Source organism: Schaalia odontolytica (genome assembly GCF_005696695.1).
GTDB classification, from domain to species: domain Bacteria; phylum Actinomycetota; class Actinomycetes; order Actinomycetales; family Actinomycetaceae; genus Pauljensenia; species Pauljensenia odontolytica_C.
On the sequence record NZ_CP040006.1, the window covers coordinates 292,238 to 318,886 of the forward strand.

Annotated in this window: 16 protein-coding genes and 1 pseudogene; 12 read left to right on the top strand and 5 right to left on the bottom strand. The window is 67.3% G+C overall.

The window, feature by feature from the left end; all coding sequences use genetic code 11:
- Positions 1–45 precede the first annotated feature (45 nt).
- Genes FBF35_RS01310 through FBF35_RS01320 form a run of 3 tightly spaced genes read right to left on the bottom strand, consistent with a single transcriptional unit; the run spans position 46 to position 4,216 of the window.
- Positions 46–1,947, bottom strand: coding sequence for a hypothetical protein (locus FBF35_RS01310; protein WP_060566248.1), 1,902 nt, complete (start codon positions 1,945–1,947; stop codon positions 46–48).
- Positions 1,948–1,990: 43 nt separating this feature from the next.
- On the bottom strand, positions 1,991–2,485 hold the full coding sequence (ispF, locus tag FBF35_RS01315) for a 2-C-methyl-D-erythritol 2,4-cyclodiphosphate synthase (protein ID WP_060566249.1): 495 nt from the start codon (positions 2,483–2,485) through the stop codon (positions 1,991–1,993).
- Between the two features lie 15 nt (positions 2,486–2,500).
- On the bottom strand, positions 2,501–4,216 hold the full coding sequence (locus FBF35_RS01320) for a hypothetical protein (protein WP_060566250.1): 1,716 nt from the start codon (positions 4,214–4,216) through the stop codon (positions 2,501–2,503).
- 123 nt (positions 4,217–4,339) lie between these two features.
- On the opposite strand from FBF35_RS01320, the gene thrC reads away from it, so the two are divergent.
- The 4 genes from thrC to rlmB all read left to right on the top strand — a co-directional run bounded on the left by thrC (position 4,340) and on the right by rlmB (position 10,088).
- Positions 4,340–5,797: a threonine synthase gene (thrC, locus tag FBF35_RS01325; protein ID WP_060566251.1), complete on the top strand. Its 1,458-nt coding sequence runs from the start codon at positions 4,340–4,342 to the stop codon at positions 5,795–5,797.
- Between the two features lie 140 nt (positions 5,798–5,937).
- Positions 5,938–7,395 (top strand): cysteine--tRNA ligase, encoded by a 1,458-nt coding sequence (gene cysS / locus FBF35_RS01330; protein ID WP_034465279.1) that lies wholly within the window; start codon positions 5,938–5,940, stop codon positions 7,393–7,395.
- Positions 7,396–8,452: 1,057 nt separating this feature from the next.
- The gene (locus FBF35_RS01340; protein WP_060566252.1) at positions 8,453–9,001 is read left to right on the top strand and encodes a DUF1697 domain-containing protein; all 549 of its coding nucleotides are present in this window, start codon (positions 8,453–8,455) and stop codon (positions 8,999–9,001) included.
- A gap of 109 nt (positions 9,002–9,110) precedes the next feature.
- A complete protein-coding gene (gene rlmB, locus FBF35_RS01345) occupies positions 9,111–10,088 on the top strand; it encodes a 23S rRNA (guanosine(2251)-2'-O)-methyltransferase RlmB (protein ID WP_004565454.1) in 978 nt (325 codons plus the stop codon).
- A gap of 38 nt (positions 10,089–10,126) precedes the next feature.
- Here the strand turns inward: rlmB and FBF35_RS01350 are convergent, their stop codons facing one another.
- Entirely contained in the window at positions 10,127–10,732 is a 606-nt protein-coding gene (locus FBF35_RS01350; protein ID WP_060566253.1) for a hypothetical protein, read from the bottom strand.
- Positions 10,729–11,379 (bottom strand): hypothetical protein, encoded by a 651-nt coding sequence (locus FBF35_RS01355; RefSeq protein ID WP_060566254.1) that lies wholly within the window; start codon positions 11,377–11,379, stop codon positions 10,729–10,731. The genes FBF35_RS01350 and FBF35_RS01355 overlap by 4 nt, the downstream gene beginning before the upstream one ends.
- 85 nt (positions 11,380–11,464) lie before the next feature.
- On the opposite strand from FBF35_RS01355, the gene FBF35_RS01360 reads away from it, so the two are divergent.
- From FBF35_RS01360 to FBF35_RS01395, 8 genes and pseudogenes are all read left to right on the top strand, one after another.
- A complete protein-coding gene (locus FBF35_RS01360; RefSeq protein ID WP_060566255.1) occupies positions 11,465–11,959 on the top strand; it encodes a DUF456 domain-containing protein in 495 nt (164 codons plus the stop codon).
- Between the two features lie 96 nt (positions 11,960–12,055).
- Positions 12,056–13,336: an adenylosuccinate synthase gene (locus tag FBF35_RS01365; RefSeq protein ID WP_048672506.1), complete on the top strand. Its 1,281-nt coding sequence runs from the start codon at positions 12,056–12,058 to the stop codon at positions 13,334–13,336.
- A gap of 388 nt (positions 13,337–13,724) precedes the next feature.
- Complete coding sequence (locus FBF35_RS01370) at positions 13,725–14,645, top strand: hypothetical protein (RefSeq protein WP_241772531.1); 921 nt, start codon at positions 13,725–13,727, stop codon at positions 14,643–14,645.
- A gap of 119 nt (positions 14,646–14,764) precedes the next feature.
- On the top strand, positions 14,765–15,427 hold the full coding sequence (locus FBF35_RS01375) for a heme-binding beta-barrel domain-containing protein (RefSeq protein WP_060566256.1): 663 nt from the start codon (positions 14,765–14,767) through the stop codon (positions 15,425–15,427).
- Positions 15,420–16,589 (top strand): YgfZ/GcvT domain-containing protein, encoded by a 1,170-nt coding sequence (locus tag FBF35_RS01380; protein ID WP_060566257.1) that lies wholly within the window; start codon positions 15,420–15,422, stop codon positions 16,587–16,589. Before FBF35_RS01375 ends, FBF35_RS01380 begins: the two co-directional genes overlap by 8 nt.
- A complete protein-coding gene (dtd, locus tag FBF35_RS01385) occupies positions 16,589–17,041 on the top strand; it encodes a D-aminoacyl-tRNA deacylase (protein WP_060566258.1) in 453 nt (150 codons plus the stop codon). Before FBF35_RS01380 ends, dtd begins: the two co-directional genes overlap by 1 nt.
- 822 nt (positions 17,042–17,863) lie before the next feature.
- Positions 17,864–20,332 (top strand): ATP-dependent Clp protease ATP-binding subunit, encoded by a 2,469-nt coding sequence (locus tag FBF35_RS01390; protein WP_060566259.1) that lies wholly within the window; start codon positions 17,864–17,866, stop codon positions 20,330–20,332.
- A gap of 186 nt (positions 20,333–20,518) precedes the next feature.
- Positions 20,519–26,643, top strand: a pseudogene (locus FBF35_RS01395) (Ig-like domain-containing protein).
- Positions 26,644–26,649 lie beyond the last annotated feature (6 nt).

Genomic DNA, 26,649 nt, shown 5'->3' on the forward strand with positions numbered 1-26,649 from the left:
AGTTTCTATCACATGGCAGTGTCGGTGTGATAGACGATCGTGACCTCAGGAGGATGCCGGTACGAACGCCTTGAGGCCGCTCTCGGTCATGCCGATGATCATGTCGTCGAAGACCCACATGATCTGTTTCGGCGAGTTGAGTTCGGGTGAGGTGTAGATGAAGCCGTTGACGGTATCGATGAAGAATCTACTCTTGTCCTGGTAGGTGAAGGTATCGGCGTAGAGAACCGAAGCATCCGCGCTGACGCGGACCTCCTTCGGTTCGAACAAGCACGTGCTGGTCATGTACGGGCTCAACGCTCCGGGGACCGGGGTTGTGTGCGTCGACCCGTCGGAGGTGAGGGTGATCTCGATGGAACAGTCGTTCTCGCCCACGAGGTCTACCGTGCCCGTCGACCAATTCGCGCGCTGATAGGTCAAGAAGGTCGTCAGGTCCGCGGTGCTCGGGTAGGTACCGTCACGGCTCACCGCGGGAAAATATACCTGTCCGTTGGTAGTGAACGTGGATTGGAGGGTTCCCTCACTGTCGAAGGCCATTCCCTGTTTCTTGCCGATGTCGACGACAATGAAGCCGTCGCTTCCCACCTCTACGTAGTGACCGGTCCCTGGCGTGCCGGGTTCGGGCAGGGTCGTTGCCTCGCCGGTATGGATGTTGATGATCTGCGGGGATTCCTGATAGCTGGAGGGGACCAGGACGGAGGCGAGTTCACCCGTGCCGGAGCGCGTGGTGCCTGCGGGCGCATAGCCCAAACCCTGGTTACTCAACCCGTAGGACGTCTGTGGATTCGTTGTCGTCGTCCACAGAGTCGTCCAATCGCCGGAGGCGTGCGTCCATCCGCTGCACGAGGATGTCGTCGAGCAGGTCACCACGATGCCGTCGGCCTGTGCGAGGGGAAACTCCTTGCCCCACGGGGCCTGTGTCTGCTCGCCGGTCGCCTTGTCGATGACCACGTCGAGGAAAAAGAGCTGGGTCTCGCTCGACACGAACGCGGGTGTGTACGTCATGATCGCGGAGTTTGCCGTGGGGCCGACCGTGTCCCAGAGGAGAGCTGGGTCCTCCCCGGACAGGTCGTAGGCCAGAGTCCTGACGGCGGAACCACGCTGGCCCTCGATAGTGTCGTAGCCGGCGATGTAGAGGATCTGGCCGTCGACGAACATATGCGGTCCGAACTGAGTCATTTCTGCAGGCAGCTCAAGCGTCCACGCGGTGGCCACGCCCGAGGCCCACTGCGGCGATATGGAATGCGTGTTCGTGGCGCTCCCTCGGTATCCGGGCCAGCGGGGCGGCAGCCCCTCCGCATACTCGCGCACCTCGGAGTCCGCCTGCGTGCTGGCGCTCGACGAGGTCTGCGTGCCCCAAGGTGTCGATGATGAACCGTCGCGAGTGGACGAGAGAAACGACGCGCCGAAGGCGATCGCGATGAGAGCGACGAACGCGATGAGGAGGTTCGGCTTTTTCTGCCTCGGGGGCACCGAGGCTCGCGGGGTCCTCGCGGGCGTGGGCTCGAAGGTAATGGTGGGCCTGGGCGCCTGCGCGCCTGTGGGCGCCTTCCGCGGCGAGGCCGTGGTGGCGGTTGGCCTCGGTGCTTGCTTGCCTGTGGTCCCTTTCTTCGATGAGGCAGTGGCGGCGTTGTGGGAGGCGCTGCTCGTCTGGGCTGCTGTAGCTTCCGCCGCGGGGGCTGCGTCCGGCTGAGAAATATCGGCCGGCGCGGGCGGCGTGACGGTGAGGAACTGGTCGAGGTCCGGCATCGCCACCTCTGGCATCGCCAATTCCTCTAACGCTTCCAACTCTGGCAGCTGCGGAAGTTCGGGCAGATCCGCGACCCCTGGAAGAACCCCAAAGTCCGGGAGCTCAGGAATATCGACCTGTGACACGTCGTCCCACGCGTCGGAGGAATGAACGCGCGCGGGGTCGTCGGATGTGTGATGCAGGTCGTCGTTGCTCATGACACGTTTCTACCACGTTGCGTGCCCGGCGGGCGCTCGCGGGTTACTCCTCGGCGCGCACCATGAGGGCGCTCGCCAGCGCGGCCACGCCCTCGCCTCGGCCCGTGAAACCCAGGTGATCCGAGGTCGTCGCTGACACGGTGACCGTGCCCCCGGCGATCTCGCTCATGACCGCGCAGGCCTCGGGCAGTCGCGCGGCCATACGAGGTCGGTTCCCCACGACCTGCACGGTCGCGTTACCGAGCACCCAGCCGGCCTCGGCGGTCATGCGGCGAACCTCCTCAAGGAGCGCGCGCCCCGAAGCGCCCGCCCACTCGGGGCGATCCACGCCGAACACCGTGCCGAGCTCGCCCAGCCCAGTGGCCAGCAGCATCGCGTCGCACAGGGCGTGCGCGGCCACGTCCGCGTCCGAATGCCCCTCGAGGGGGCGCTCGCCCGGCCACTCCAGGCACGCGACCATCAGAGGACGGGGCGAGTCGGGTGCGGCGAACGCGTGGACGTCGACCGCTTGGCCGATGCGGAAAGGCAGATCAGTCATGGAACCAGGGTAGCGTCACGAGGAAGTCGGCGTGAAGGCGATGAGGCCCTCATCCGTCAGCCCGACCAGCAAATCGTCGTAGACCCACGTGTGGTTCCGTGCCGCCCTCAACTCGGCCGAGGTGTGCGCCTTGTTGTTCGCCATGTCGAAGAAATAGACGGTCTGTTCCTTGTATCCGATGTTCAGAATGAACGCAGCGGTTCCGTCGGCGCTCGCACGCGCATGCGTGGGGGAGAAGGAACAGGGCGGACGGGTGCTGGAAGAAACCCCCACCAACCCCTCTGCGGAGTATTTCGCAACGCCTCCCGAGGTGTGCACCGTGAGGGTTTGGCACCCATCGCCGGTCGCCTCCAGCATGCCCGTCGTCCATGGTGTCCTGCCCGAGTCGAAGAAAGCATCCCACTCACTCAGAGTCGGCATGCGGCCATCTTCTGCGGGGATAATGTGCTTAAGGCTCGGCCCAAAAGTGCCCAGGGAATTGCCGGACATGTCGAATTTTTCGAGCAACGTGGCGTTCTTACGCACGATGAGGCCATCGGAGGCCGGATACAGAGCGTCGTAGGAATAGGAACGGGCATGAGCTAAACGCCCCTCTTGTCCAAAGGTTGTCACAACACCCGTGTGTACGTTGACGATCTGTGGGTTCCTGTAGTCATCGACGGGAACCAAGGCGGAAGCCTCCTCTCCGGTCCCAATCGTGCGCGGCCCATCCCATCGTGAGAGGGAGGAGTTACGGGATTGTTTTCCCGTAATGCTTTGCCACTGCTGTGTCCAGGAACCGGATTCCTGCTTCCACCCGGCGCAGGTTTCCATGCCGGAACAGGTCACCAGGATGTCGTCGACCATGGCGATCGGATGGCCATCCTCCCACGGCGCCTGTGTCTGAATGCCCGTTGATTTCGAGATCAGGATATTTTCGACGGCGAGCCACTCGCCGACGGAGACGATGGAGAAATCTGCCCCCGAGTATGGGATCTCCATGGACCCGTCGTTGGATGTCCACAGCACGGTGGGCTCGGAGGAGGAGACGTCGATGGCTGCAAGAGAGATGGAATAGGAATGATGGTCCCGGGACACCATGTAGAGCGTTGTGCCGTCGGCAAACAGGGTGGTTTCGAATGGCTTGTCAATGCCGCTGCGAGGTTCAGGAACGGTCCAGGCGACGCTCACGCCCGCAGCCCACTCCGACGAGAGAACGTTCGTGTTCGTGGCCGAACCCTTATAGCCCTGGGAGGCTACCGGCTGTGCGGCGGGCTTCGGAATCGCTGCGATGACACGCGGCAGCGCGAAAAGGAGAGCGATGACCGCGAGGCTCGCGGCGACGATGAGTGCTGCTTTCTTCCTCTGCAGTCGTACGTATGCCTGATGGCCCGCGATACGCTCGGGGTTGGTGCGCGTGCGCGGAGGGCGAGCGCCTTTCCGGGGTGGGCTCGCGGGGGACGAGGCCTCGTCACGAGACGCCGACGATTGGGGTGTCGCCGTGGTTCGCGTCGCACCCGTGACGAGCGACCCCAGGACTGGCTTCAACGACGAGGTGACGCCCGACTGACCCGTCGCAGTGCCCTCTGACTGTCCGATTGTGGGCGCGAAGCGATCGGGGACCGGCGAGGCACCGGTCGAAGACGCGCGGTCTGCGGGCTGCTCGGCGGTGCTCTGCGTCTTCGGCTCGCTTCCGGGCGCGGGGGTGGAATCCGCGTCCGGGGGAGCCCAGCGAGAAAAGTCGTTGCTCACCCCTCGTTTCTACCACACGCGCGCCTGCACTCTACGCTCATCTCTGGCCCCGGCCTCGTCCATCCGTGTGACGAGGTGCGGGCGCCCTCGCAGGCCACGCCCCCTCTCCGATAGGATCGACTCGTGCGCTACATTTCGACCCGACGCGGCCCCAACACGCCCACCCGTTCCTTCAGTGACATCCTCCTGGAAGGCCTCGCCCCCGACGGCGGCCTCTACCTGCCCGAGGAATACCCGACGCTGTCTCGCTCCGACCTGGACGAGCTGCGCATCGTCCTGCGCGAGGACGGCTACGCGGCCATGGCCGCCGGCATTATCTCCCTCTTCGTCGACGACATCCCGGCGAACGACCTGAGCGCGATCACGGCCCGTGCCTACCGCACCCCCGCCTTCTCCGACCCCCAGATCGTCCCCGTCGACGCCCTGGAGGGCACCGACCTGCACCTCGCCCACCTGTCGAACGGCCCCACGGCCGCCTTCAAGGACATGGCGATGCAGCTCCTCGGTGAGCTCTTCGAATACGAGCTCACTCGCCGCGGCGACTGGCTCACCATCGTCGGCGCCACCTCCGGCGACACCGGCTCCTCCGCCGAGTACGCGCTGCGCGGCCGACGCGGCCTCTCCGTCGTCATGCTCACCCCCGCCGGCCGCATGACCGCCTTCCAGCGCGCCCAAATGTTCTCCCTCCTCGACGAGAACATCGTCAACGTCGCCGTCGACGGTGTCTTCGACGACTGTCAGGACCTCGTCAAGGCCGTCAACATGGACGCTGACTTCAAGGCCACCTGGCACGTGGGCGCCGTCAACTCCATCAACTGGGCGCGCCTGCTCGCCCAGGTCTGCTACTACGTCGCCACCTGGCTGCGCGTCACCGAGGAAGGGGCCGACGCCTCGTCGAAGGTCAGTGTCGTCGTGCCCTCGGGCAACTTCGGCAACGTGTGCGCCGCCCACATCGCCCGCCAGATGGGCGTGCCGCTGGGAACCCTCGTCGTCGCCACGAACGAGAACGACGTCCTCGACGAGTTCTTCCGCACCGGCGTCTACCGCCCCCGCTCCTCCGCGGACACGCTGGCCACCTCCAGCCCGTCCATGGACATCTCCAAGGCCTCGAACTTCGAGCGCTTCATCTTCGACCTCATGGGCCGCGACGGGGACGCCACCCGCGCCCTCTTCGACGTGGCGCTCGCCCGCGACGGCTACTTCGACCTGTCCGGCACTCCCGAGTTCGCGGCCCTGCGCGACACCTACGGCTTCATCTCCGGCACCTCCTCGCACGCGGATCGCCTCGCCGAGATCGCGCGCACGGAGAAGGAAAGCGGCTACCTCCTCGACCCGCACACGGCCGACGGCGTGCACGTCGCCCGCGCCGTGCGCCCGCAGATCGAGGGCCCGCTCGTCGTCATGGAGACCGCGCTGCCCGTCAAGTTCGCCGACACGATCCTCGAGGCCACCGGCCACCTCCCGCCTGTGCCCAAGCGCTTCGAAGGCATCGAAGGCCGCGAAGAGCGCGTCACGCCCCTCGCCAACTCCGTTGAGGACCTCAAGGCGCTCATTCGCGAGCGCGTGCGCCCCGGCGCCTGAGTTTTCTTTCGCTCGACGAGGCCCGAGCCCCCACCAGCGAAGCCGCACCGTTTCGCCTGACGGGGCCCGGGCCTCGTTACATACTCCCGGGGAGTGCCCGTTTCCCTCACCCCCTCGCCCCGCCAGGTAGGATTGGTGCCATGCTGCACCTGTACGACTCCAAGAGCGCCCGCATCCAGCCCCTCAACCCGGTCACCCCCGGCAAGGTCGGCATCTACCTGTGTGGCGCCACCGTGCAGGGATCCCCGCACGTCGGCCACCTGCGCGCCGCCGTCTCCTTCGACACCCTGATCCGCTGGCTGCGCCGCAGCGGCTACGAGGTCACATACGTCCGCAACGTCACCGACATCGATGACAAGATCCTGAACAAGTCGGCCGAGGCCGGCTGGGACTGGTGGGCCTGGGCATACCGCTTCGAGCGCGAATTCACCGAGGCGTACGAGACCCTCGGTGTTGAAGCTCCCACGTACGAGCCGCGCGCCACCGGCCACATCCCCGAGCAGCTCGACCTCGTCCAGCGCCTCATCGACGCGGGACACGCCTATTCGGATGGGCGCGGCAACGTCTACTTCGACGTCCACTCCCAGCCCGACTACGGCTCGCTCACCCGCCAGCGCCTGGCCGACATGCGCACCACCGAGGACGACGCCCAAATCGACGAGGCCGTCGAAGCCGGCAAACGCGACCCCCGCGACTTTGCCCTCTGGAAGGCCAGTAAGCCGTCTGAGCCGGCCACTGCCTCGTGGGACAGCCCCTGGGGACGCGGCCGACCCGGCTGGCACCTCGAATGCTCCGCCATGTCACGGCGCTACCTCGGCGACGAATTCGACATCCACGGCGGCGGCATCGACCTGCGCTTCCCGCACCACGAGAACGAGCAGGCCCAGTCCCACGGCGCCGGCTGGGAGTTCGCGCGCCTGTGGGTCCACAACGCCTGGGTGACCACCAAGGGCGAGAAGATGTCCAAGTCGCTGGGCAACGTCCTGTCGATCGGGGCGCTCACCGAGGAGTACCCAGCCGTCGCCGTGCGCTGGGCCCTGTCGACCGTCCACCACCGCTCCGCCATCGAATGGGGTGCCGAGACGCTGCCCGCCGCGCACGCCGCCTGGGAGAAGTTCTCCACCTTCGTGGCTCGTGCCATCGAGGCCGCCGGTGAGGCTCCGGCCTCTGAGATCGCCCTGGCACCCGCCGACCTGCCCGAGGCCTTCGTCGCAGCCATGGACGACGACCTCAACGTCGCCGGCGCGCTCGCGGTCCTGCACGAGCACCTCAAGGCCGGTAACGCCGCGCTTGCTGCTGGTGACGTTTCCGGTGTGTACCGCGAGCAGGTCCTGGTTCGCTCCATGCTGGACGTGCTGGGCCTGGACCCTGCCTCCGAGCAGTGGCGCGGACAGGCTGGCATCGGCGCGGGTGCCTCTGGTGCGGCTGCGGCCGAGCACTCGGCGCTGGACGCGCTGGTCCAGGCCGTGCTGGAGGAGCGGGCCGCTGCCCGCGCTGCCAAGGACTGGGCCCGTGCCGACGAGCTGCGCGACCGCCTGGCTGCCGCCGGCGTCACCGTCGCGGACGGGCGCGACGGCGCGACGTGGAGCGTTGGCTGAGCTGCGGCTGATCCGCGGCTGAGGCCGGGCTGCTTGATGCGCCCATGGGCGGCGGCCCGCCCGCTCGCCGTCCGCGCCGCGAGCTTCGCTCGGCGCGTCGGCTCGAAGCCCGGCCAGGCCCCGCCGCCGCCCACAGGCGCCGCAGCCAGGCCCTCCGGTCCCTCCGGTCCCTCCGGCGCCCTCCACACCAGTGGGGCCTGGTCGCTGTTGTCTGGTTCGGCGCGTTGTTTTGGCGCCTGTCCGGGCCCCGCCGCTGCCCCTGGGTATCGCATCTGGGTCCTGTAGACCAGACGGCCCGCTTGTCTGAAACCGCTGTCGCCTGTGCTCGTGAGTGCCTGCGTGGGCTTGAAACCGCCATCGCTTTTGCGGGCACAGGCTGAGCTTCGACTGAAACCGGCATCGCCTTTGCGGGTGAGAATTGGGTGCTTTTGGCGCGTTTTTCGGTTGCATTGGTGTTGCCGGTTTCAATGGGTGTTGTTCAGGGGCGAGCATTGGTGATGGTGGTTTCACGCTGGCCTGTATCAGTGGTTGCAGAGGTGTCATTGGTTTCAAAGTCGCCACGGGCCGGGTCCTGCGCGTGAAAAAGTTCGCCCAGCACGGCCTGATTGTGGGTGTGAGCGTGAAAAAGTTCGCCCTGCGCGCTCGAAACACCCCAAATTTGACGTTTTTAAGGTTGCTGGGCGAACTTTGTCACGGGTTGAGTGGGGGAGAGGGCGTGCTGGGCGAATTATGTCACGCCTGCCGGCCCGCCACTGCCACCAGCCCCGGCCCGCCACTGCCTGCCGGCCCCACGGCCAGGCCTTGCGGTGCCTACGGCACCCTCCACATCGGTGACGGTGGGGGGTGTGCGCGACACGAAGCCTTCTAGCAGTGTGTCGTCGGTGTGTCGGACCCCCGTGTCGTGCAATTCCCCTGTTTGGCGGGTGTGAGTTTATGGCTTGGAGGACCCACGTGCGGATTGGCGGGTTAACGTGCGCGATCAGCCCGATGCGAGTCGAGGCCGTACCCTGATAACCAGTCGACGCCGCGAGGCGTCGCCACAAATGGGGAGGAACGCATGGAGTACGTGGCGCTGCTGCGCGGCATCAACGTCGGTGGCAAGAACAAGGTCGTCATGAGCGAGCTGCGCGAACAGATCGCCGCCGAAGGCTTCATAAACGTGCGCACCTACATCAACAGCGGCAACCTCCTCTTTGAGGCCGGGGCCGACGCCCCGCGCGATAACGTGGCCCAGGTGGTCGAGGACCTCCTGGCTCGCCGATACGACTTCCCGATCCGACTGGCCCTCCTGACGGTGCAGGACTACCTCGCGGAGCTGCACAGTCTCCCCGACTGGTGGCACGGTGAGGTCGCCCGCCGCGACGCGCTCTTCTACACACGAGGCCTGGACCGCTCCCACGTGCGTGAGCGCATCGAGGCGATGGAGCTCGGAGACGAGGCCGTACACTTCGGCGAGCACGCCGTGTTCTGGGGCAAGTTCGACGAGAAGAACTTCCTGAGGACCGCCTACCACAAGCGCCTCCTGCGCGAGGACTTCTATCGTCAGGTGACGATACGCTCCGGTTCGACGGTCGAGAAGATCGCAGCCATGCTGTCGCAGGGCTGAGGCTCGCCCCGCCCAATCGTGATTTTGGCCCCCGCGCGCGCCCCTGCGGCCCCGATGCAGCCCAAAACCCGTACGCTTGTGTCAGTTCACGAGAAAACGAGGAGACACCATGGCCTCACACAGCGGGCGCCCCGGCGCCATCCGTAAGAAGGGCACCAAGAAGGGCGCGCAGGTCGGCACCGGCGGCCACTCGCGCCGCCGCCTCGAAGGCAAGGGCCCGACCCCCAAGGCCGAGGATCGCACCTACCATCCCGCCCACAAGCGCAAGGTCAAGCGCGAGGCCCGCGAGGCCCAGGAGGCCGCGATCGCGCGCGCCCGCGCCAAGTCGTCGATCCGCGTCAAGCCCGGCCACGAGCTGATCGCCGGCCGTAACCCGGTCGCCGAGGCCGCCCGCGCCTCGGTCCCGATCGAGCGCGTATTCGTCCTCGACAACGTGAAGGACGACCGCGTGGAGGAGGTTGTGCGCCTCGCCTCGGCCATGGGCGCCCCCGTTTACGAGGTCACCCGCCGCGACCTGGATGTCGCGACCGACGGTGCCGTCCACCAGGGCGTCGCCATCGAGGTGCGCGGCTACGAGTACGCCGATGCCTCGGATCTGATCGCGGGCTCTCTGCAGCAGCTGGGCCACCCGCTCCTCGTCGCCCTCGATCAGGTGACGGACCCCCACAACCTGGGCGCTGTCCTGCGTAGTGCGGGCGCGTTCGGTGCGGACGGCGTCATCATCCCCGAGCGTCGTAGCGCGGGCGTCAACACGACCGCATGGAAGGTGTCGGCCGGTGCGGCCGCCCGCGTGCCCGTGGCTCGCGCGACGAACCTCGTGCGCGCCCTCGAGGAGGCCAAGCAGGCTGGCTACTTCGTGGTCGGCCTGGACGGCGGAGGCGATGCGCCCCTGCGTGGCCTGTCGCTGGCGGATGGCCCCCTCGTCGTCGTGACCGGTGCCGAGGGTGCGGGCCTGTCCCGCCTCGTCCGTGAGACCTGCGATCAGATCGTGTCAATCCCGATCGCCTCGACCGTTGAGTCCCTCAACGCGGCCGTTGCTACGGGCATCGCCCTGTACGAGGTGGCCTCCCTGCGCGCGCAGGGCTGAGCCTTCCGAACCATCTGTTGTCTCGCCGTGGGTGCGCGCTAGCGCCCGCGGCGAGACTCTTTTTTGGCGGCTTGGCGCATTGCGATCACGCTCCGTCCTGCGAAGAGGTGGTCTGTTGGTAGATCGCCCTCGAAGAGGAGTTCTGGCTGCGCGAGCAGTAGCTCATCGAGCTGCAGCGTGACGGCGAGGTCCTGGAGGTAGTGGCCGACGTCTTCCTTGGTGGTGGGGGTGTTGCGCTGGCTTACCCGGGTGTCGAAGCACCACACTTCGCTCGCGGGACGCCCTTCGGCCGACCAGGGCCGCGCTGCGATGAGGATCCGCGACGTCTGATAGCGAGCGGTTGCGGCAGGCTGAGAGGCAGGCTGCGAGGCAGACTGGGGGAACAGGTCGCTGCGCGCAATCGCGTCAGTCACGGTGGAGAATAGCCCGCCCAACGTATCGAGGCCGTCCGCGATCTCGGTGCCAACCCACCCATGCTGGGCGAGCTGCTCGCGCATCCCTGGCGTCTCCACCGGGGTGCTTCTCCACCTCGACGCCCAGTAGTTGATGCAGTGAGTGACCGCCTCGTGCGGATCGGTTGTGACGAGCGCGTGCAGATACCTGCGACGGAAGACCATCCGGCGCAGTGAGAAACCGGGGGTCATGATCGCTCCTTCGATGGGAGGAACTTGGCGACGGGGTCGAGGAAGCTGCCCCGCATCTGGGTGATGTTGGCGGGGGAGAGGGGGTGGTCCTCGGGCAGTTCCTCACCGTCGACGAGGCGCGGGGGAGCCAGGAGGATGCCCTGCTGGTGCAGGGCCGTGTGCAGGTACTCAAAGACGCGGGCGAAGGGATCTTTGCCGGGGCGGGCGCGCTGAATCGTCGTGTCCCAGGGGAAACACCACAGCTCGGTGCGGGCCTGTTCGGCGTCCGGCATCGGGCGAGCAGCGATGATGATGCGGGTCTTATTGAGGTGGCGCAGCTGCGTGCGCACCGCCTTCGACGTCAGGTAGACGGCGAGGCCTCCCAAGAAGAGGCCCGGTGCGATCTCGCCAAGCTCCAGGAACGTGTCGTCGAAGCGTCTGCGCGAGGTCGTGGTCTGCTCGGGCATGACCGTGACCTCTGTGCCTGACCAGCCGATGTCCGCGAAACGCTTGCACATCGTGGTCGACTCGCGCTTGATGCCGATGAACCGCCAGAACTGTGCGCAGCGCGCGACGGCCTCCGCCGGCGGACACGACACGGTGTACACCGTCATGGGGCGCCTCTTCAGGAGGGAGTCCAGCGGCAGGCGCGGGGGAGTGATATCCATCAGCACTCCTGGGGATCGGGGTAACGAGGCCAGGCTATCAGCGTGAGCGTCATCGCACGAAACCCGGAGACGATACGATGAGGCCATGAGCGTCCTGGGAACCGTCATCGTTGGCATCGTCATCCTCATCGGAGTGATCGGCGCGGTCGTGCAGATCTGGCCCTCCGCACCCGTCGTCGGAGGCGCGATCCTCGTGTGGTCGTGGATGACCGGCACCCGCGCCGCGTGGATTATTTTCGCCATCGTAGCGTTCGTCCTGATCCTCGGAACCGTGCTCAAATATGTGATCCCCGCCCGCGGCATGAACAAGGCGGGGATCCCCCAATCCACGCTCGTGTGGTGCGCCGTCGGTGGCGTCGTCGGATGGTTCATCGGCCTGCCCCTCGGTCTCGTCCTCGGCATGGTCGCGGCCATCTTCCTCGTCGAATACCTGCGCAGCCGCGACACCGCCAGCGCCTGGACAGCCACCCTCCAGGCCCTCAAGGCCTTCGGCTGGACGATCGCCATCGAGCTGATCGCCGCCCTCACAAGCGCCACGCTGTGGGGCGTCGGCGTCGCCCTGGTTGCCGCCGGAAACTGACGCGACCAGACAGGGTGCCCCGGCCTCGTCGTTCCTCCGGTAGGATGGGTCTGTTGCGCGCGCCCGCGTAACAGACCCAACTAAACGGAGATTCTCATGCCCGCCGTCATCGTGCTCGGCGCCCAGTGGGGCGACGAAGGCAAAGGCAAGGCCACTGACCAGCTCGGCCAGCACACCGACCTCGTCGTGAAGTTCAACGGCGGAAACAACGCCGGCCACACCGTCGTTATTGACGGCGAAAAGTACGCGCTGCACCTCCTGCCCGCCGGAATCCTCTCCGAAGGCGTCACCCCCATCATCGGCAACGGCGTCGTTGTCGACCTGGACGTGCTCTTCGAGGAGCTCGCGGAAATCACCGAGCGCGGCGTCGACTGCTCGCGCCTGCGCATCTCCTCCAACGCGCACATCATCCCGCCGTATAACCGCCTCATGGACCAGGCGAACGAGCGTGCGCGCGGCAACAACCTCATCGGCACGACCGGCCGAGGCATCGGCCCCACCTACGCCGACAAGATGAACCGTATTGGCCTGCGCATTCAGGACCTCTTCCACCCCGAGGAGCTGCGCGCCAAGGTCGAGGCCGCCCTGGCCCCCAAGAACACCATTTTCGAGGCCGTGGACATCCCCACGCTCGATCCCAACGAGGTGTCGGACCACCTGCTGTCCTTCGCGGATCGCATCAAGCCGATGCTGTGCGACGTGTCCCTCGTCGTCAACGACGCGCTGGACCGCGGCGACACCGTTCTCTTCGAGGGCGGCCAGGCCACGATGCTCGACATCGACCACGGCACCTACCCCTTCGTGACCTCCTCTAACCCGACCGCTGGCGGCGCGCTCACCGGCTCCGGCGTCGGCCCGACCCGCATCGACCGCGTTGTCGGCGTGGCCAAGGCGTACACGACGCGCGTCGGCGAGGGACCGTTCCCCACGGAGCTGGACGACGAGGTCGGCGAGGCCCTGCGCACCAAGGGCGGCGAGTTCGGCGTGACCACGGGTCGCCCGCGCCGCACCGGCTGGTTCGATGCCGTCATCATGCGCTACTCGACGCGTATCAACGGCCTGACCGACATTTGCCTGACCAAGCTCGACGTGCTCTCCGGCTACGAGACGATCCCCGTGTGCGTGGCCTACGAGGTTGACGGCGTGCGCACTGAGGAAATGCCCCTCGACCAGGCCGGCTTCGAGGCCGCTGTGCCCGTGTACGAGGAGCTGCCCGGCTGGAGCGAGGACATCTCGCAGTGCCGTTCCTTCGACGAGCTGCCTCAGGCCGCCCAGGACTACATCAAGCGCCTGGAAGAGCTGTCGCGCTGCCGCATCCAGTCCATCGGCGTGGGCCCGGGCCGCGAGGCCACGATCGTGCGCTACCCGCTCATGTGACGGTTTGCTGAGACGATAGTGGGGGCCGGTGCTGCAACGCAGCACCGGCCCCCACTCGTTTCACGCGCCACCGTCGGCGCGCATGTACGACAAAGCACGCCGAACCGAATGCGCCTGTCGGCGCGAAGGCCGCTCGTAGCGGCAGAGTTTGGAGCCCGGGGCATACCGGTCCGGCGTGCCCCACAACTGTACGACCAGTCAACGCCCGCGCGCATCCCGTGGCGGCGTGCATCAACCCACACGGGGCGTGCGCCACAGCCCGCCCCTCATCGCCGAGGCCGTGGCATCGTGAAGCGGGACTGACACCCGGCCCCGTGCCCGGGAGAGCCGACCCGCGCGAGCGGCTCCTGCCTCGTGAGGGGCGCACATGTGGGACCATGGAAGCGTGATGACTTCGACCCCGCCCACGCGACCCCGAACCCGCCCGAACCGCGGGCGTCGCCGCGAGACCCTGGCGACCCGGCACGTGCCCAACGGAATCGGTACCCTCACCGTCACCCTGCTGGCCGTGGCGACCATCGTCGCCTGGTGGCTGCCCGGTTCGCGTTGGAGCGTCGGACCCGTCGTCGCCGTCGCGTCCTTCCTGCTGGCTCTCGGCTGGCCGACGCTGGCGCGCCTGCACATGCCGTGGCTCGCGCAGGCGGTCCTCGCCCTGGGTGGCGCGCTGACCCCCATGGGCGTTGCCTACTGGAAGAACCTCGACATCGCCGTACCCTTGACGGGCATCACCCTGGTCGCCCTGGTCGCCGCCACGATCCTGGACGCGCCCGCGCCCCGCGACCACTCCGTGGGCCACACGAGCGAGCACTGGGGGTCCACCTCGCTGACTGCCGCCCTCGCCTCGTCGGTGACCGGGCTCCTCATCGTCACCTCCGGGTCCATGTGGGTCTCCCTCACCGTCCACGAGCGCTGGTCCGTGATCGTCCCCATGGCCGCCCTCATCGCGATTATCGCGGCGGCGTCGGCGCGCTCGGGACGCAGCGCGAAGGCGGGCGTCATCTACGCGATGCTGACCGGCATCGTCGCTGGTCTCGTCGCCGCGTCAATCGCGTGGATTCTCGGACAGACATCGGACCTCCTGCCCGTCGTCTTCCCCTTCATCACCAAGCGTTTCGGCGACTTCGCCGCCTTCCTGACCCTCGGTGGCGTCACCGGCTTCGGCGTTGGCTTCGCGGTCTCCGTCGTCGACGCGCTGCTGGGCGAGCGCGCCGCCTCCGCGCAGCTCGCCAACGTTCTGGGCCGAGGCGCCGCGAAGTTCCTCGTCGCCGCCCTGCCCGTCTACGCGATGATCCGCATCGGCGGAATCTGAGACCCCGCGGCGGTCGGGTCTCCGCGTGGCCGGGCCCCGGCCTCATCCCTATTTCGCTGCCAGCTGCGCGCGTCCCTGCTCGCGCGGTGAGCGTCCACCCGAGGCGTTAGGCTGGAGTCATGATGGTGATACCTGCTGACCTGCCCGCACTCGTCGCTCCCGTCGCGTGGATGCTTGGAACCTGGGAGGGGTGGGGCATGTACGCCGCCCCCGCCGCCCCCGGCCAGGAAGAACCTGCCGAGGATTCCCCCGTTATCGAGGAGATCCGCGGCGATGTCGTCGGCGAGCAGATGCGCCTGGTGACCCGCGTGTACGCGGGCGTCGCCTCCGAGCCGATCGACCCCACGTGGGACGCGGCGAAGGGCCTGTCCGCAATCAAGAAGGGCGACCTGATCAGCGAAGAGACCGTGTACGTCTCCGTGGCCCCCTCCGACGCGCCGCTGCCGCCCCCGGGCCAGTACAACTCCCGCGAGTTCACGGCGACCTCTGCGTCCACCGAGGGCCACAGCGCCGTGTGGGACGGCGTCAGCGTCGGTCCGCGCGTGCAGATGGTCTCCGACGCGATCGCGCTCGGCGTGGGCGCCACCCGCGTCACGCACCTGGGTCGCATGTTCGGCCTGGTCGCGGGCGAGCTCATGTGGACGCAGGAGCGCACGCTCGACGGCGAGGATGAGGCCGACGTCGAGATCTCCGGCCGCCTGCACCGCACCGCGCAGGCCTCGACCGAGTCCGGCGAGGTCATCGAAGGCATCGACGACTCCCAGGATGGCTTCCTTGTCTGAGTCTGCGCTCGATTCCGAGTTCGTCGACGAGGCCGTGGCCTCCTTCGGCGCGACCCCGCACTTCGGGGACCCGTCGGGGGAGCAGTGGGCCCTCGAGGGTGGTCGTGCGCTGGTGCGCCGCCCGGACCTGGCGGTCATTTCCGTGTCGGGGGCCGATCGGCTGACGTGGCTGACGTCGCTGGCCTCCCAGATCGTCACCGACCTCGTGCCCGGCGCGAGCCGCGAGCTGCTGATCCTCTCGCCCGAGGGGCGCGTCGAGCACTGGGCCGGCGCCAGCGACGACGGGGAGACGCTGCACCTGATCGTGGAACGCTCGGACCTGTCGGGGTTCGTGGAGTTCCTCGAGTCGATGCGTTTCGCGCTGCGCGTCGCCGTCTCAGAGAGCGACGTCGTCGTGTTCTCCTCGGTCCGCACGTGCGCGAATACGCCCGAGTCCGTGGCCGACCTGCCCGGACACCTGTGGACCTGGGAGGACCCGTGGCCCGGCGTCGTGGAAGGCGGGGCCGCCTACTTCCAGGGCGAGCGTCATCCCGGCGCGCGCACCCCGATGATGTTTCACGCTGTTTCACGCGAGGCTGCGGACGAGTTTGAGGCCGCGTGGCTGTCTGCGTGCCCCGAGGCCGGCTCGCGCCGCCGCGCCGGATACCTGGCGTGGGAGGCCATGCGCATTGCCGCGTGGAAGCCGCGCCTGGGCCGCGAGACCGACGCCCGCGCGATCCCGCCCGAGGTGGACTGGCTACGCAGCGCCGTCCACACGACGAAGGGCTGCTACCGCGGGCAGGAGACCATCGCCCGCGTCCTCAACCTCGGACGGCCCCCGCGCCGCCTCACCTACCTGCAGCTGGATGGTTCGCGCGGCGACCTGCCCGCGCCCGGCACACCCATCGAGGTGGGCGGGCGCCAGGTCGGCGTCATCACCTCCTCGGCCCGCCACGCGGACGAGGGGCCGATCGCCCTCGCGCTGATCGCCCGCGCCGTGCCCGTCACGACCGTCTTCGACATCGACGGCGTCGCCGCCGCCCAGGAGGAGATCGTGCCCGTCCATGGCAAGTCCTCCGTGTCGCCCGTGACCCGTCCGGGCGCCGACCTCTCGCGCGAGGCTGGCCAGCGCGGCGGTTCCACGGGCTTCGGCGGCCTCGGCTCGGCCCTGGGGTCGCGCTGATGCGCGCCGTCATCCAGCGCGCCACCTCGGGCGAGGTCCGCGTTGACGGCACCGTCGTCGGCCGCCTCGCCATCGATCCGCACGAGGCGGGGGAGAAGCGCCAGGGCCTCGTCGTCCTCCTGGGCGTCCAGCGTGGCGACGGCCCGGAGCAGGTGGCCACGGTTGCCCGCAAGATTGCCGAGCTGCGCATCCTCGACGACGAGCGTTCCGCGCTCGACGCGGGCGCCCCGATCCTCGTGATCTCGCAGTTCACCCTGTACGGGGACACCCGCAAGGGGCGCCGTCCCTCGTGGGCGCACGCCGCCCCCGGCGAGGAGGCCGAGCCCCTCGTTGACGCGGTCGTCGCCGACCTGCGAGGCCGGGGCCTGCACGTCGAAACCGGCCAGTTCGGGGCGATGATGGAGGTCTCGCTGGTCAACGACGGGCCCTTCACTGTCCTCGTCGAGGCGTAGTCGCGGGGGCTGCCCGCCGCGACTGTGCTTGCGTGAGAGTCGTGCTGTGACGCTGCGGACCAGTGCGGCCGAGCAAAACCGCGCTCGCACTTGTTACCGATGGGGTGTTGCACCTGATCGGTAAGCTTCAACCCCTTCTGATCGGGTTGAATCTTCCCGATCGGGTTGAATCCTGCCGATAGCTCCGCGTTTGTACTTGTTGTCGAGGGGCCATGCACCCGATCAGTAGGCATTACACCCTTTCTGATCGGGTGTAATGCCCCTTAACGGGTGTCATGCTCGTTAACGGGTGTAATGCCCCCTAACTGGTGCATCGCTGCGCTCAGCTGCGTGCAGTGTCTCTTGTGGGGCTAGCTGCATGGAATCTGCGTGTGGCCACAGAGCATGGTTTCTCCCCAATCTCGCACGTAATTCCCATGGCAACCTTTCATGCATTGAAAAATGCTCGTTGGAATTGCAACGTTTATGGGCTGTCTCGAAAAGTGACCGAGGGGAACTACGTGCGACTTTTGGGTGAGGCTCTCAGAGAGACATGCCGATAGTTCATGCCGTGCCTCGGCCTCGGCCTCGCGCCTGGCCCGCCGCCGTGCCCCGGCCTCGTGCCGCACAGGCCCCGTGACCCGACCCCGGCCCTGCGTCGACGAGGCCCCGTGACCCGACCCCGGCCCTGCGTCGACGAGGCACCGTGACCCGACCCCGGCCCTGCGCCCAGGGCGAAAGCGCGCGCACGCCGCCCCTGCTTTCCGTAGGCTGTAACCAGTCAACTGGGACGGGTGTACGCCGTGCTCGGCGAAGTGCCTGTCCTGTGAAACGAGGAGAGGCATGTTCGAACGCTTTACCGACCGCGCTCGCCGGGTCGTCGTGCTCGCGCAGGACGAGGCTCGCGGTCTCAAGCACAACTACATCGGCACGGAGCACCTGCTGCTCGGCCTGATCTCCGAGGGTGAAGGCGTCGCCGCCAAGGCCCTGGAGACCATGGAGATCAAGGGCGAGGCCGTGCGCGCCTCCGTCATCGAGATCATCGGCGAGGGAGAGAAGCCGGTCGAGGGCCACATTCCCTTCACCCCGCGCGCCAAGCGCGTCTTCGAGCTGAGCCTGCGCGAGGCCCTGCAGCTGGGCCACAACTACATCGGCACGGAGCACCTGCTGCTTGGCCTCCTCAAGGAGGGCGAGGGCGTGGCCGCCCAGGTCCTGACCAAGCAGGGCGCGGACCTGGCGCAGGTGCGACAGACCGTCATCCAGATGCTCAGCGGCTACCAGCGCGGCGACGACGAGGGTCGCGAGTCAGTCGGCGCGGGTGTGGGCGGCTCGGGTGGTCCCGAGCGCTCCAACTCCGCGATCCTCGAGCAGTTCGGCCGCAACCTGACGCAGGCCGCGCGCGAGAACAAGCTGGACCCCGTGATCGGCCGCCGCGTCGAGATGGAGCGCGTCATGCAGGTCCTCTCGCGCCGCACGAAGAACAACCCGGTGCTGATCGGTGAGCCCGGCGTCGGTAAGACCGCGGTCGTCGAGGGCCTCGCTCAGGCGATCGTGCACGGCGACGTGCCCGAGACGATCAAGGACAAGCAGATCTACAGCCTCGACATGGGGTCGCTGGTCGCCGGCTCGCGCTACCGTGGCGACTTCGAGGAGCGCCTGAAGAAGGTCCTCAAGGAGATCCGCACGCGCGGCGACATCATCCTGTTCATCGACGAGATCCACACCCTCGTGGGTGCGGGTGCCGCCGAGGGCTCGATCGACGCAGCCCAGATGCTCAAGCCCATGCTGGCGCGCGGCGAGCTCCAGACGATCGGCGCCACCACGAACGACGAGTATCGCAAGTACATCGAGAAGGACGCGGCCCTCGAGCGCCGCTTCCAGCCGGTGAAGGTCGAGGAGCCCAGCGTCGACGAGACGGTGGAGATCCTCAAGGGCCTGCGCGACCGCTACGAGGCGCACCACCGCGTCATCATCACGGACGCTGCGATCCAGGCTGCCGCCGAGCTGGCGGACCGCTACATTTCGGATCGTTTCCTCCCCGACAAGGCCATCGACCTGGTCGACGAGGCCGGCGCGCGCTTGCGCATCCGCCGCATGACCGCTCCGCCCGAGCTGCGCGAGCTGGACGAGAAGATCGCCGAGGTGCGCCGCAACAAGGAGGCGGCCATCGACGATCAGGACTTCGAGAAGGCCGCGTCGCTGCGCGATGAGGAGTCGAAGCTCTCCGAGGAGCGCAAGGCGAAGGAAGAGGCCTGGAAGGGCGGCGAGTCCGACGAGATCGCCGAGGTCGGGGATCAGGAGATCGCCGAGGTCCTGGCCATGTCGACCGGTATCCCGGTCGTGCGCCTCACCCAGACCGAGACCGCGAAGCTGCTCAAGATGGAAGACGAGCTGCACAAGCGCGTCATCGGCCAGGACGAGGCCGTCAAGGCTCTCGCTCAGTCGATCCGTCGTACGCGCTCGGGTCTGAAGGATCCGAACCGTCCCGGTGGCTCGTTCATCTTCGCCGGCCCGACCGGCGTGGGTAAGACCGAGCTGGCGAAGGCCCTCGCGGAGTTCCTCTTCGGCGACGAGGATGCCCTCATTCAGCTGGATATGTCCGAGTTCTCGGAGAAGCACACGGCCTCGCGCCTCTTTGGTGCTCCTCCCGGCTACGTCGGCTACGACGAGGGTGGTCAGCTCACGGAGAAGGTCCGCCGCAAGCCGTTCTCGGTCGTCCTCTTCGACGAGGTCGAGAAGGCTCACCCGGACATCTTCAACTCGCTGCTCCAGATCCTCGAAGAGGGTCGCCTGACGGACTCGCAGGGCCGCAAGGTGGACTTCAAGAACACCGTCATCATCATGACGACGAACCTGGGTACCCGCGACATCAACAAGGGTGTCCTCACGGGCTTCCAGACCGCGGACAACTCGACGCACGACTACGGCCGCATGAAGGCGAAGGTCGCGGAGGAGCTCAAGCAGCACTTCCGTCCCGAGTTCCTCAACCGTGTCGACGACACGATCGTGTTCCCGCCGCTGACCAAGCCCGAGATTGCGCGCATCGTCGACCTGATGATCGCCAAGCTGGCCAAGCGTATGGAGGCTCAGGACATGCGCCTGCAGCTGACGGACGAGGCTCGCGAGCTGCTCGCGGACGTGGGCTTCGACCCGGTCCTGGGTGCGCGCCCGCTGCGTCGTGCGATCCAGCGTGAGATCGAGGATGCGCTGTCTGAGCGCATCCTGTTCGGAGAACTGCAACCCGGTCAGGTTGTTACCGTTGGCGTCACCGGAGAGGGTAAGGACCGCAAGTTCACCTTCAACGGAGAGTGATTTACTCGCCAATTATCTGCGGCTGACAAACCAGTCGCTTCGAGAGGGCGGCCCGTCGTACTGCGACGGGCCGCCCTCTAGTTGTCAAGTAATCGCACATCTGATAGATTCTCGTTAACTATTAGTATGCGGTGTAGTCGTGCCACACTATTTCTGGGGTATTGCTCACCGATCGAGAGAGGCCATATGTCCGCGAAAACGCGACACAATCGGATCAGTGCGAGGCGCCGTCTGCCGGCGTTCATCCTCGTGCTGCTCGTTGTTGCGCTCTGCGTCGCGGGTGTCATCTACAAGGGCGCCGAGGTGACCCAGGTCAACGTCAATGACGGCGGCATCTGGGTGACCAACAAGTCCAAGCAGATGGTTGGCCACCTCGACTACGAGGCCCGTATCCTCGACGGCGCGCTGCGCACCGAGGCCACCAACTTCGACGTCGGCCAGGCGGGGGAGACCGTCACCGTCTCCGACCTCACCTCTTCGACGGTTGCGCCCGTCAACGTCACCCAGGTTTCCCTCGGCTCTCCGACGGCCCTGCCCGCGGGTTCCGCGGTCATGCAGGGCGGCGATGTCCTCGGCGTCCTCAATGGCTCCGACGGCACCCTCTGGACGACCTCCGCCGTGAACCCCAGCCCCTTGAACCTTTCCGAGGGGGCGGCCATCTCCTCGAACATGGGCGCCAGCGCCTTCGTGACCGGTTTGGACGGCTCCGTCTACACTCTTGCCGCCTCGGGCACGCTGACGACCGTCAAGCGTCAGGGCGCGGTCGATCAGGCCCAGACCTCGACCGTTGAGGGCATCCCCGCGGACGCGCGACTGAGCATGACCGTCGTCGGCGACCAGGTCGTCGCCCTCGACGGCGAGTCCAACACGCTCTTCCTGCCCGACAACAAGCGGATCGATCTGAGCGCTGCCGGCGTCGAGACCGGCGGCGTCCTCCAGCAGGCCGGCCCCAAGGCCGATTTTGTCCTGCTCGCCACGCCCACCTCGCTGGTGACGATCCCGCTGGCGGGCGGCGCCCCGACGATCACGGCCTCCACCGAGGGCGGCGTCAGCGGCACCCCGGCCGCTCCCGTGCGTCACGAAGGCTGCGCGTATGGCGCGTGGACCGGAAGCGGCGCGTACATGCGCGCCTGCGACGATCCTTCGGCGAACAAGCAGATGGTCGTCGATACGCTGACGACCGCGCGTGAGATCGTGTTCCGCACGAACCGCAAGGCCATCGTCCTCAACGACGTCGCCGAGGGCAGCGTGTGGCTGCCCGACTCGAACATGGTCCTCATGGACAACTGGGACGAGGTTGAAAACGAGCTCGAGGAAAACGAGGACGAGCAGGACAGCCCCGAGCTGACGAACGAGGTCGCGGACCCGCAGCAGCGCGAGGAAAACACCCCGCCCGAGGCCGAGGACGACGAGTTCGGCATTCGCCCGGGACGCTCGACCATCCTGCCCGTCCTCGACAACGACTCCGATCTCGACGGCGACGTGCTGACCGCAGCGCCGGTCAAGCAGCCCGAGTGGGGCGTCGTGACCGTCGCGCGCGGCGGACGAGCCCTGCAGATCAGCGGAGTGTCGGCCTCGCAGGTCGGCTCGACGACGTTTACCTACGCGGCTTCCGACGGCCAGGCTTCGGCCGAGGCCAACGTGCGCGTCACCATTCACCCCTTCGATCAGAACGAGGGGCCTGCGCAGCTGCGCGTCCCGACCGTCAAGATCGGCGCGGGCGCCCAGATCCAGTACGAGGCTCTGAGCGATTGGCGCGATCCCGACGGCGACCCGATCTACCTGAAGAACGCCGAGGCCCCCGAGGGGCTGAAGGTCTCCTTCACCGAGGACGGCTCCGTCACCATTAACGAGGAGGGCGGCGCAGCCGGCCCGAAGTCCATCGTTCTCACGGTCGCCGACGACCAGGGCGCGGAGACCCGCGGTGAGCTGATCGTCGACGTTCAGGAGGCCGGAAACCTGCCGCCGTCGGCGAACGGCGACCTGTTCCAGGCGCATCCGGCGAGACCGTCACGCTCGACCCTCTCAAGAATGACACCGACCCCAACGGTGACCAGCTGACCCTGGCGGCCGTCTCCGGTGCGCCCGCCGGCGCCTCGATCCAGCCCGACCTGGATCACGGAACCATCGACTTTAGGGCGACCGAGCCGGGCTCCTACTCCTTCGCCTACACCGTGTCCGACGGCATTGCGACGACCCTGGGCATTATCCGCGTCGAGGTCATGGCGCCCTCGAGCGAGCCCCCCGTCGCCGAAAATGACACGGCGGTCCTGCCGCAGGGTGGCTCCGTCCTCGTCGCGCCCCTGAACAACGACTACGACCCCTCCGGCGGCCTGCTGTCGATCGTCTCCGTGGATGCCTCGAACACCCCCGAGATCGAAGTTGCCCTCATCGATCGTCACCTGCTGCGCGTCACCGCGCCCGCTGGCCTGGACCGCACGGTGCAGTTCAGCTACACCGTGTCCAACGGCGTCGGCGAGGCCACGGCCGACGTGATGGTCATCCCCGGAGCGGCGGACCGCTCGGACCTGCCGCCCATCCTCAAGCCCGACCACGTCAAGGTGCGCGTCGGTGACGTGGGTACCGTGTCGGTCCTGGCGAACGATCGCTCGCCCGCAGGCCTGAACCTGCAGGTCGAGTCGACCCTCGAATACGACCAGGGTTCCGCGCTGGGAACCCCCTTCGTCACGGGCAACCAGGTGCGCCTTGAGGCTGGGCAGACCCCCGGCCTCATGGACGTGACCTACTCGGTCATCGACTCCGCGGGCAACCGCGCCTCGAGCACCGTCACCTTCGAGGTGATGGGTGCCTCCGATCAGAACCAGGAGCCGCGTCCTCGCGACATCACCGCCTGGGCGGCCGCGGGGCAGACCACCCGTATCGCAGTGCCCCTGGACGGCATCGACCCCGACGGTGACTCCGTGACCCTCAGCGGTCTCGGCTCGTCCCCGCAGCTGGGTAACGCGACCGTCGGCCCGACGTGGATCGACTACACGCCGAACCAGAACGCCTCGGGCACCGACTCCTTCACCTACACGGTCGAGGACCGCCAGGGCGGACATGCTTCCGCTCGCGTGCGCGTCGCAATCTCGGCCGCGCCCACGCTGAACCAGAACCCGGTCGCCGTCCCCGACACGGTCCTGACCCGCCCGGACCGCATGGTGACCGTCAACGTCCTGTCGAACGACGTGGACCCCGACGGCGATCCGCTCGCGCTGGAGGAGGGCAGCCTCGAGACGGCCACGCCCGAGCTCGACCCGCAGGCTCTGTCCTCCTCGACCATCCAGGTGCACACGCCCTCGCAGGCCGGCACCTACCTCGTGTCCTACGCGGTGAGCGACGGCCGCGGTGGCTCCGCCCGAGGCACTGTCACCGTTTATGTGCAGGACGACGCACCGCTGAAGGCTCCCATCGCCCGCGATGATTTCGTGTCCTACGAGGAGCTGCCTACCGACGGCTCGGCCGTGCGCGTGAAGGTCCTCGATAACGACGAGGATCCCGACGGCAGCATCAACGAGCTGACCGTCACGAGCGCCGAATCCGGCGTGACCGTGGAGGGCTCCGACGTGCTCATCCCGGTGACGGACAGCATGCGCCTGGTCGTCTACACGATTACGGACCGTGACGGCCTGACCAACTCCGCCGTCGTGACCGTGCCCGGCCGCGACACGACCGCGCCCTTCCTCAACACCGCGGGCCTGCCCATCGAGATGGATGCGGGCACCTCGCGCACGATCAACCTGTCGGATTACGTGGTGACGCGCTCGGGCCGCAGCCCGCGCCTCGTGGACGACTCCTCGCCGGTCGCGCAGACCGGCCTGGACTCGGTCGTCGCCGACTCGTCGACGCAGCTGACGCTGACCGCGAATGCCTCCTTCGGCGGCAACTCGGCGTTCCTCATCCAGGTCGCGGACGGCGACGCCTCCGACTCGGGCACGCTCACCGCGTCCCTGTCGCTGCCCGTGCGCATCAAGGCGACCCAGAACCAGCCGCCCACCTTCGCCCCGACCGCGATCCGCGTCGAGGCCGGCGGCGCCGCCGTCACGCAGGATCTCAGGCTCGGCGTGCGCGACCCCGAGGGCACGGACGTCTCGACCTTCACCTACGCGATGGGCTCGGCCCCCGACACGATCTCCGCGTCGCTGTCGGGCACCGTCCTGACCGTGTCGGCGCCCGAGAACGCCCCCGCCGGCTCCGCCGGTGCCATCGCCGTGAGCGTCACGGATGAGCAGGGCAACACCGTCAACGGCTCGATCCCCGTCGAGGTCGTCGGCACCACGAAGCCACGCATCCAGCTCCCGGCATACTCGCGGCAGACCTCGGTGAACAACCCCGTGAGCATCGACGTGGCCTCGGAGGCGATCAACCCCTTCCCGGACACGCCGATCTCCCTTGAGGGCGCCGCCATCTCACTCGGGGATGCGACCACGTCGACCTCCGGCACGGTTGTGACTATCACCCCGAAGTCGGCGGGTACCATCTCCGTCGCCTACCGCGTGAACGACAAGCTCAAGGACCCCTCACGCGTCGTCCAGGGCACCATCACGGTCACCGTGAAGGGCCCGCCCGACGCGCCCACCGGCGTGGTGGCCCGGGCCAAGGGCCCGACGGGCGCCACCGTGTCCTTCCATGCTCCGGCCTCCAACGGCGAACGCATCACCGAATACCGCATCTTCAACGGTAACGACCAGGTTGCGACCTGCACCGAGACCGTGTGCGAGGTGAACGGCCTGACGACTGGCCGCAGCTACACCTTCACCGTGAAGGCGGTGAATGCCTCCGGCGAGTCTGAAGGCGCGACGTCGAACTCCGTGACCCCCTCCGGCGTCCCGGATCGCCCGGGCGGCCCGACCGTCACTGCCGGTGACGGCGAACTCGCGGTGCGGTGGGATGCGCCCAACAACAACGGGTCGCGCATCACCTCGTACACCGTGTACGCGACGACCGCGGGTTCTGTGGCGAGCAGCTGCACGACCAACGGCGAGCAGACGTGCACCATCAAGGGCCTCAAGAATGGCCAGCCGTATGTCGTCACGGTTGTCGCCACGAATGCGAACGGCAATTCCCAGGCGTCCCCGGGCGTGACGGGCACCCCGAAGGCCACGATCCAGCCCCCGGACAAGCCCGTTATCTCGAAGGCCGAGCCCAAGCAGGTCGGTCAATCCATGGTCCTCGACCTGTCGTGGGTCCTGGGCAAGTCCGGCTCCAGCGGCTGGGGAACGACGACCATTCAGGTCGGCAGTGAGCCTGTAACGGTCGCGGGTGGTTCGACGTATCGCCAGGTTTCCGTGACTCCGGGCACTACCGTCAACGTGACCGTGACCGTGACCAACCTGCAGGGCGAGAGCGCGATATCCGACACGCGTACCGTCACTATTCCCGCCCTCACGCCCGTGCGCGAGCCCAAGGGGGAAGTGCCGAGACCGGACGCCCCCGGCCTGCACACCCCTCCGGATAACTCCGTGGGTAACATCCAGGTGTCGAATGCTCGACTGCGTGAAGGAAACGGCTACAAGGCCGCCGACCTGAAGCTCTTCTACGGAGATACCCCGGAGAAGTGCAAGGCGCCCGGTAACCTCGTGAACTTCAACAACGGAGACCGCGCCGACTTCAATATCGGCCCGCTCACCCCGGGCGCCACGGTGACCTACTACTTCTGCCAGCAGGGCCAGAAGGACGACGGCTCGTACGCCTGGAGTGAAACCGTGGCGGTCACGGGCGTCGTAGGCAACGGCCAACGCAGCCGTGATGACGATGACCCCATCCCGACCTTCGAGGTCCAAGCAACCGCGTCCTACGTCCAGAAGAATCGATCCTGGGGTGTGGCTGCTTCGTGGTCCAATCCGAGCGGAGTGGAGATCACGCAGACCAATACCTGGATCGAGGGACTGAAAGACTCGACCAAGCAGAGTTGGACAGGCCCGCTCACCAACTGGTGGGCCGAGGACCTGGCGCCCGGCCACGAGTACACGATCGTCGTCGAGGTCATCGGAAACAACGGTCAGCACCGCGAGGTGAGGACCACCGTGAAGACCGGAGACTTGGCCGATAACGTGAAGGCAACCTTCGAAGATGCGGTCACCTGCCCGAATGGGCAGCCGTGCGGCTCGATGACGCTGCGTGCCGTCAACGCCTCGAACTATTCGTCCGGCGTGACGCTCGTGTGCCGCGTGAAGACCGGACGCCCCTCAGCGATCACCGAGTTCCGTTTCTCGCGGGATAACCCTCAGATTACGGGTATCCTGACCGAGGCCACGACGGGACCAGAGCTTCTCGCGAAGCCCCCCGTCGTCGACTGTCGCGCTGAATAGACCACC

Excerpts from the sequence above, each read along its gene's own strand:
- dtd (WP_060566258.1), top strand. The coding sequence starts at position 16,589 with ATGCGCGCCGTCATCCAGCGCGCCACCTCGGGCGAGGTCCGCGTTGAC.
- FBF35_RS01310 (WP_060566248.1), bottom strand. The coding sequence starts at position 1,947 with ATGAGCAACGACGACCTGCATCACACATCCGACGACCCCGCGCGCGTT.
- cysS (WP_034465279.1), top strand. The coding sequence starts at position 5,938 with ATGCTGCACCTGTACGACTCCAAGAGCGCCCGCATCCAGCCCCTCAAC.
- FBF35_RS01355 (WP_060566254.1), bottom strand. The coding sequence starts at position 11,379 with ATGGATATCACTCCCCCGCGCCTGCCGCTGGACTCCCTCCTGAAGAGG.
- FBF35_RS01360 (WP_060566255.1), top strand. The coding sequence starts at position 11,465 with ATGAGCGTCCTGGGAACCGTCATCGTTGGCATCGTCATCCTCATCGGA.
- FBF35_RS01370 (WP_241772531.1), top strand. The coding sequence starts at position 13,725 with ATGACTTCGACCCCGCCCACGCGACCCCGAACCCGCCCGAACCGCGGG.
- FBF35_RS01350 (WP_060566253.1), bottom strand. The coding sequence starts at position 10,732 with ATGACCCCCGGTTTCTCACTGCGCCGGATGGTCTTCCGTCGCAGGTAT.
- FBF35_RS01365 (WP_048672506.1), top strand. The coding sequence starts at position 12,056 with ATGCCCGCCGTCATCGTGCTCGGCGCCCAGTGGGGCGACGAAGGCAAA.
- FBF35_RS01390 (WP_060566259.1), top strand. The coding sequence starts at position 17,864 with ATGTTCGAACGCTTTACCGACCGCGCTCGCCGGGTCGTCGTGCTCGCG.
- FBF35_RS01375 (WP_060566256.1), top strand. The coding sequence starts at position 14,765 with ATGATGGTGATACCTGCTGACCTGCCCGCACTCGTCGCTCCCGTCGCG.
- FBF35_RS01340 (WP_060566252.1), top strand. The coding sequence starts at position 8,453 with ATGGAGTACGTGGCGCTGCTGCGCGGCATCAACGTCGGTGGCAAGAAC.
- rlmB (WP_004565454.1), top strand. The coding sequence starts at position 9,111 with ATGGCCTCACACAGCGGGCGCCCCGGCGCCATCCGTAAGAAGGGCACC.
- ispF (WP_060566249.1), bottom strand. The coding sequence starts at position 2,485 with ATGACTGATCTGCCTTTCCGCATCGGCCAAGCGGTCGACGTCCACGCG.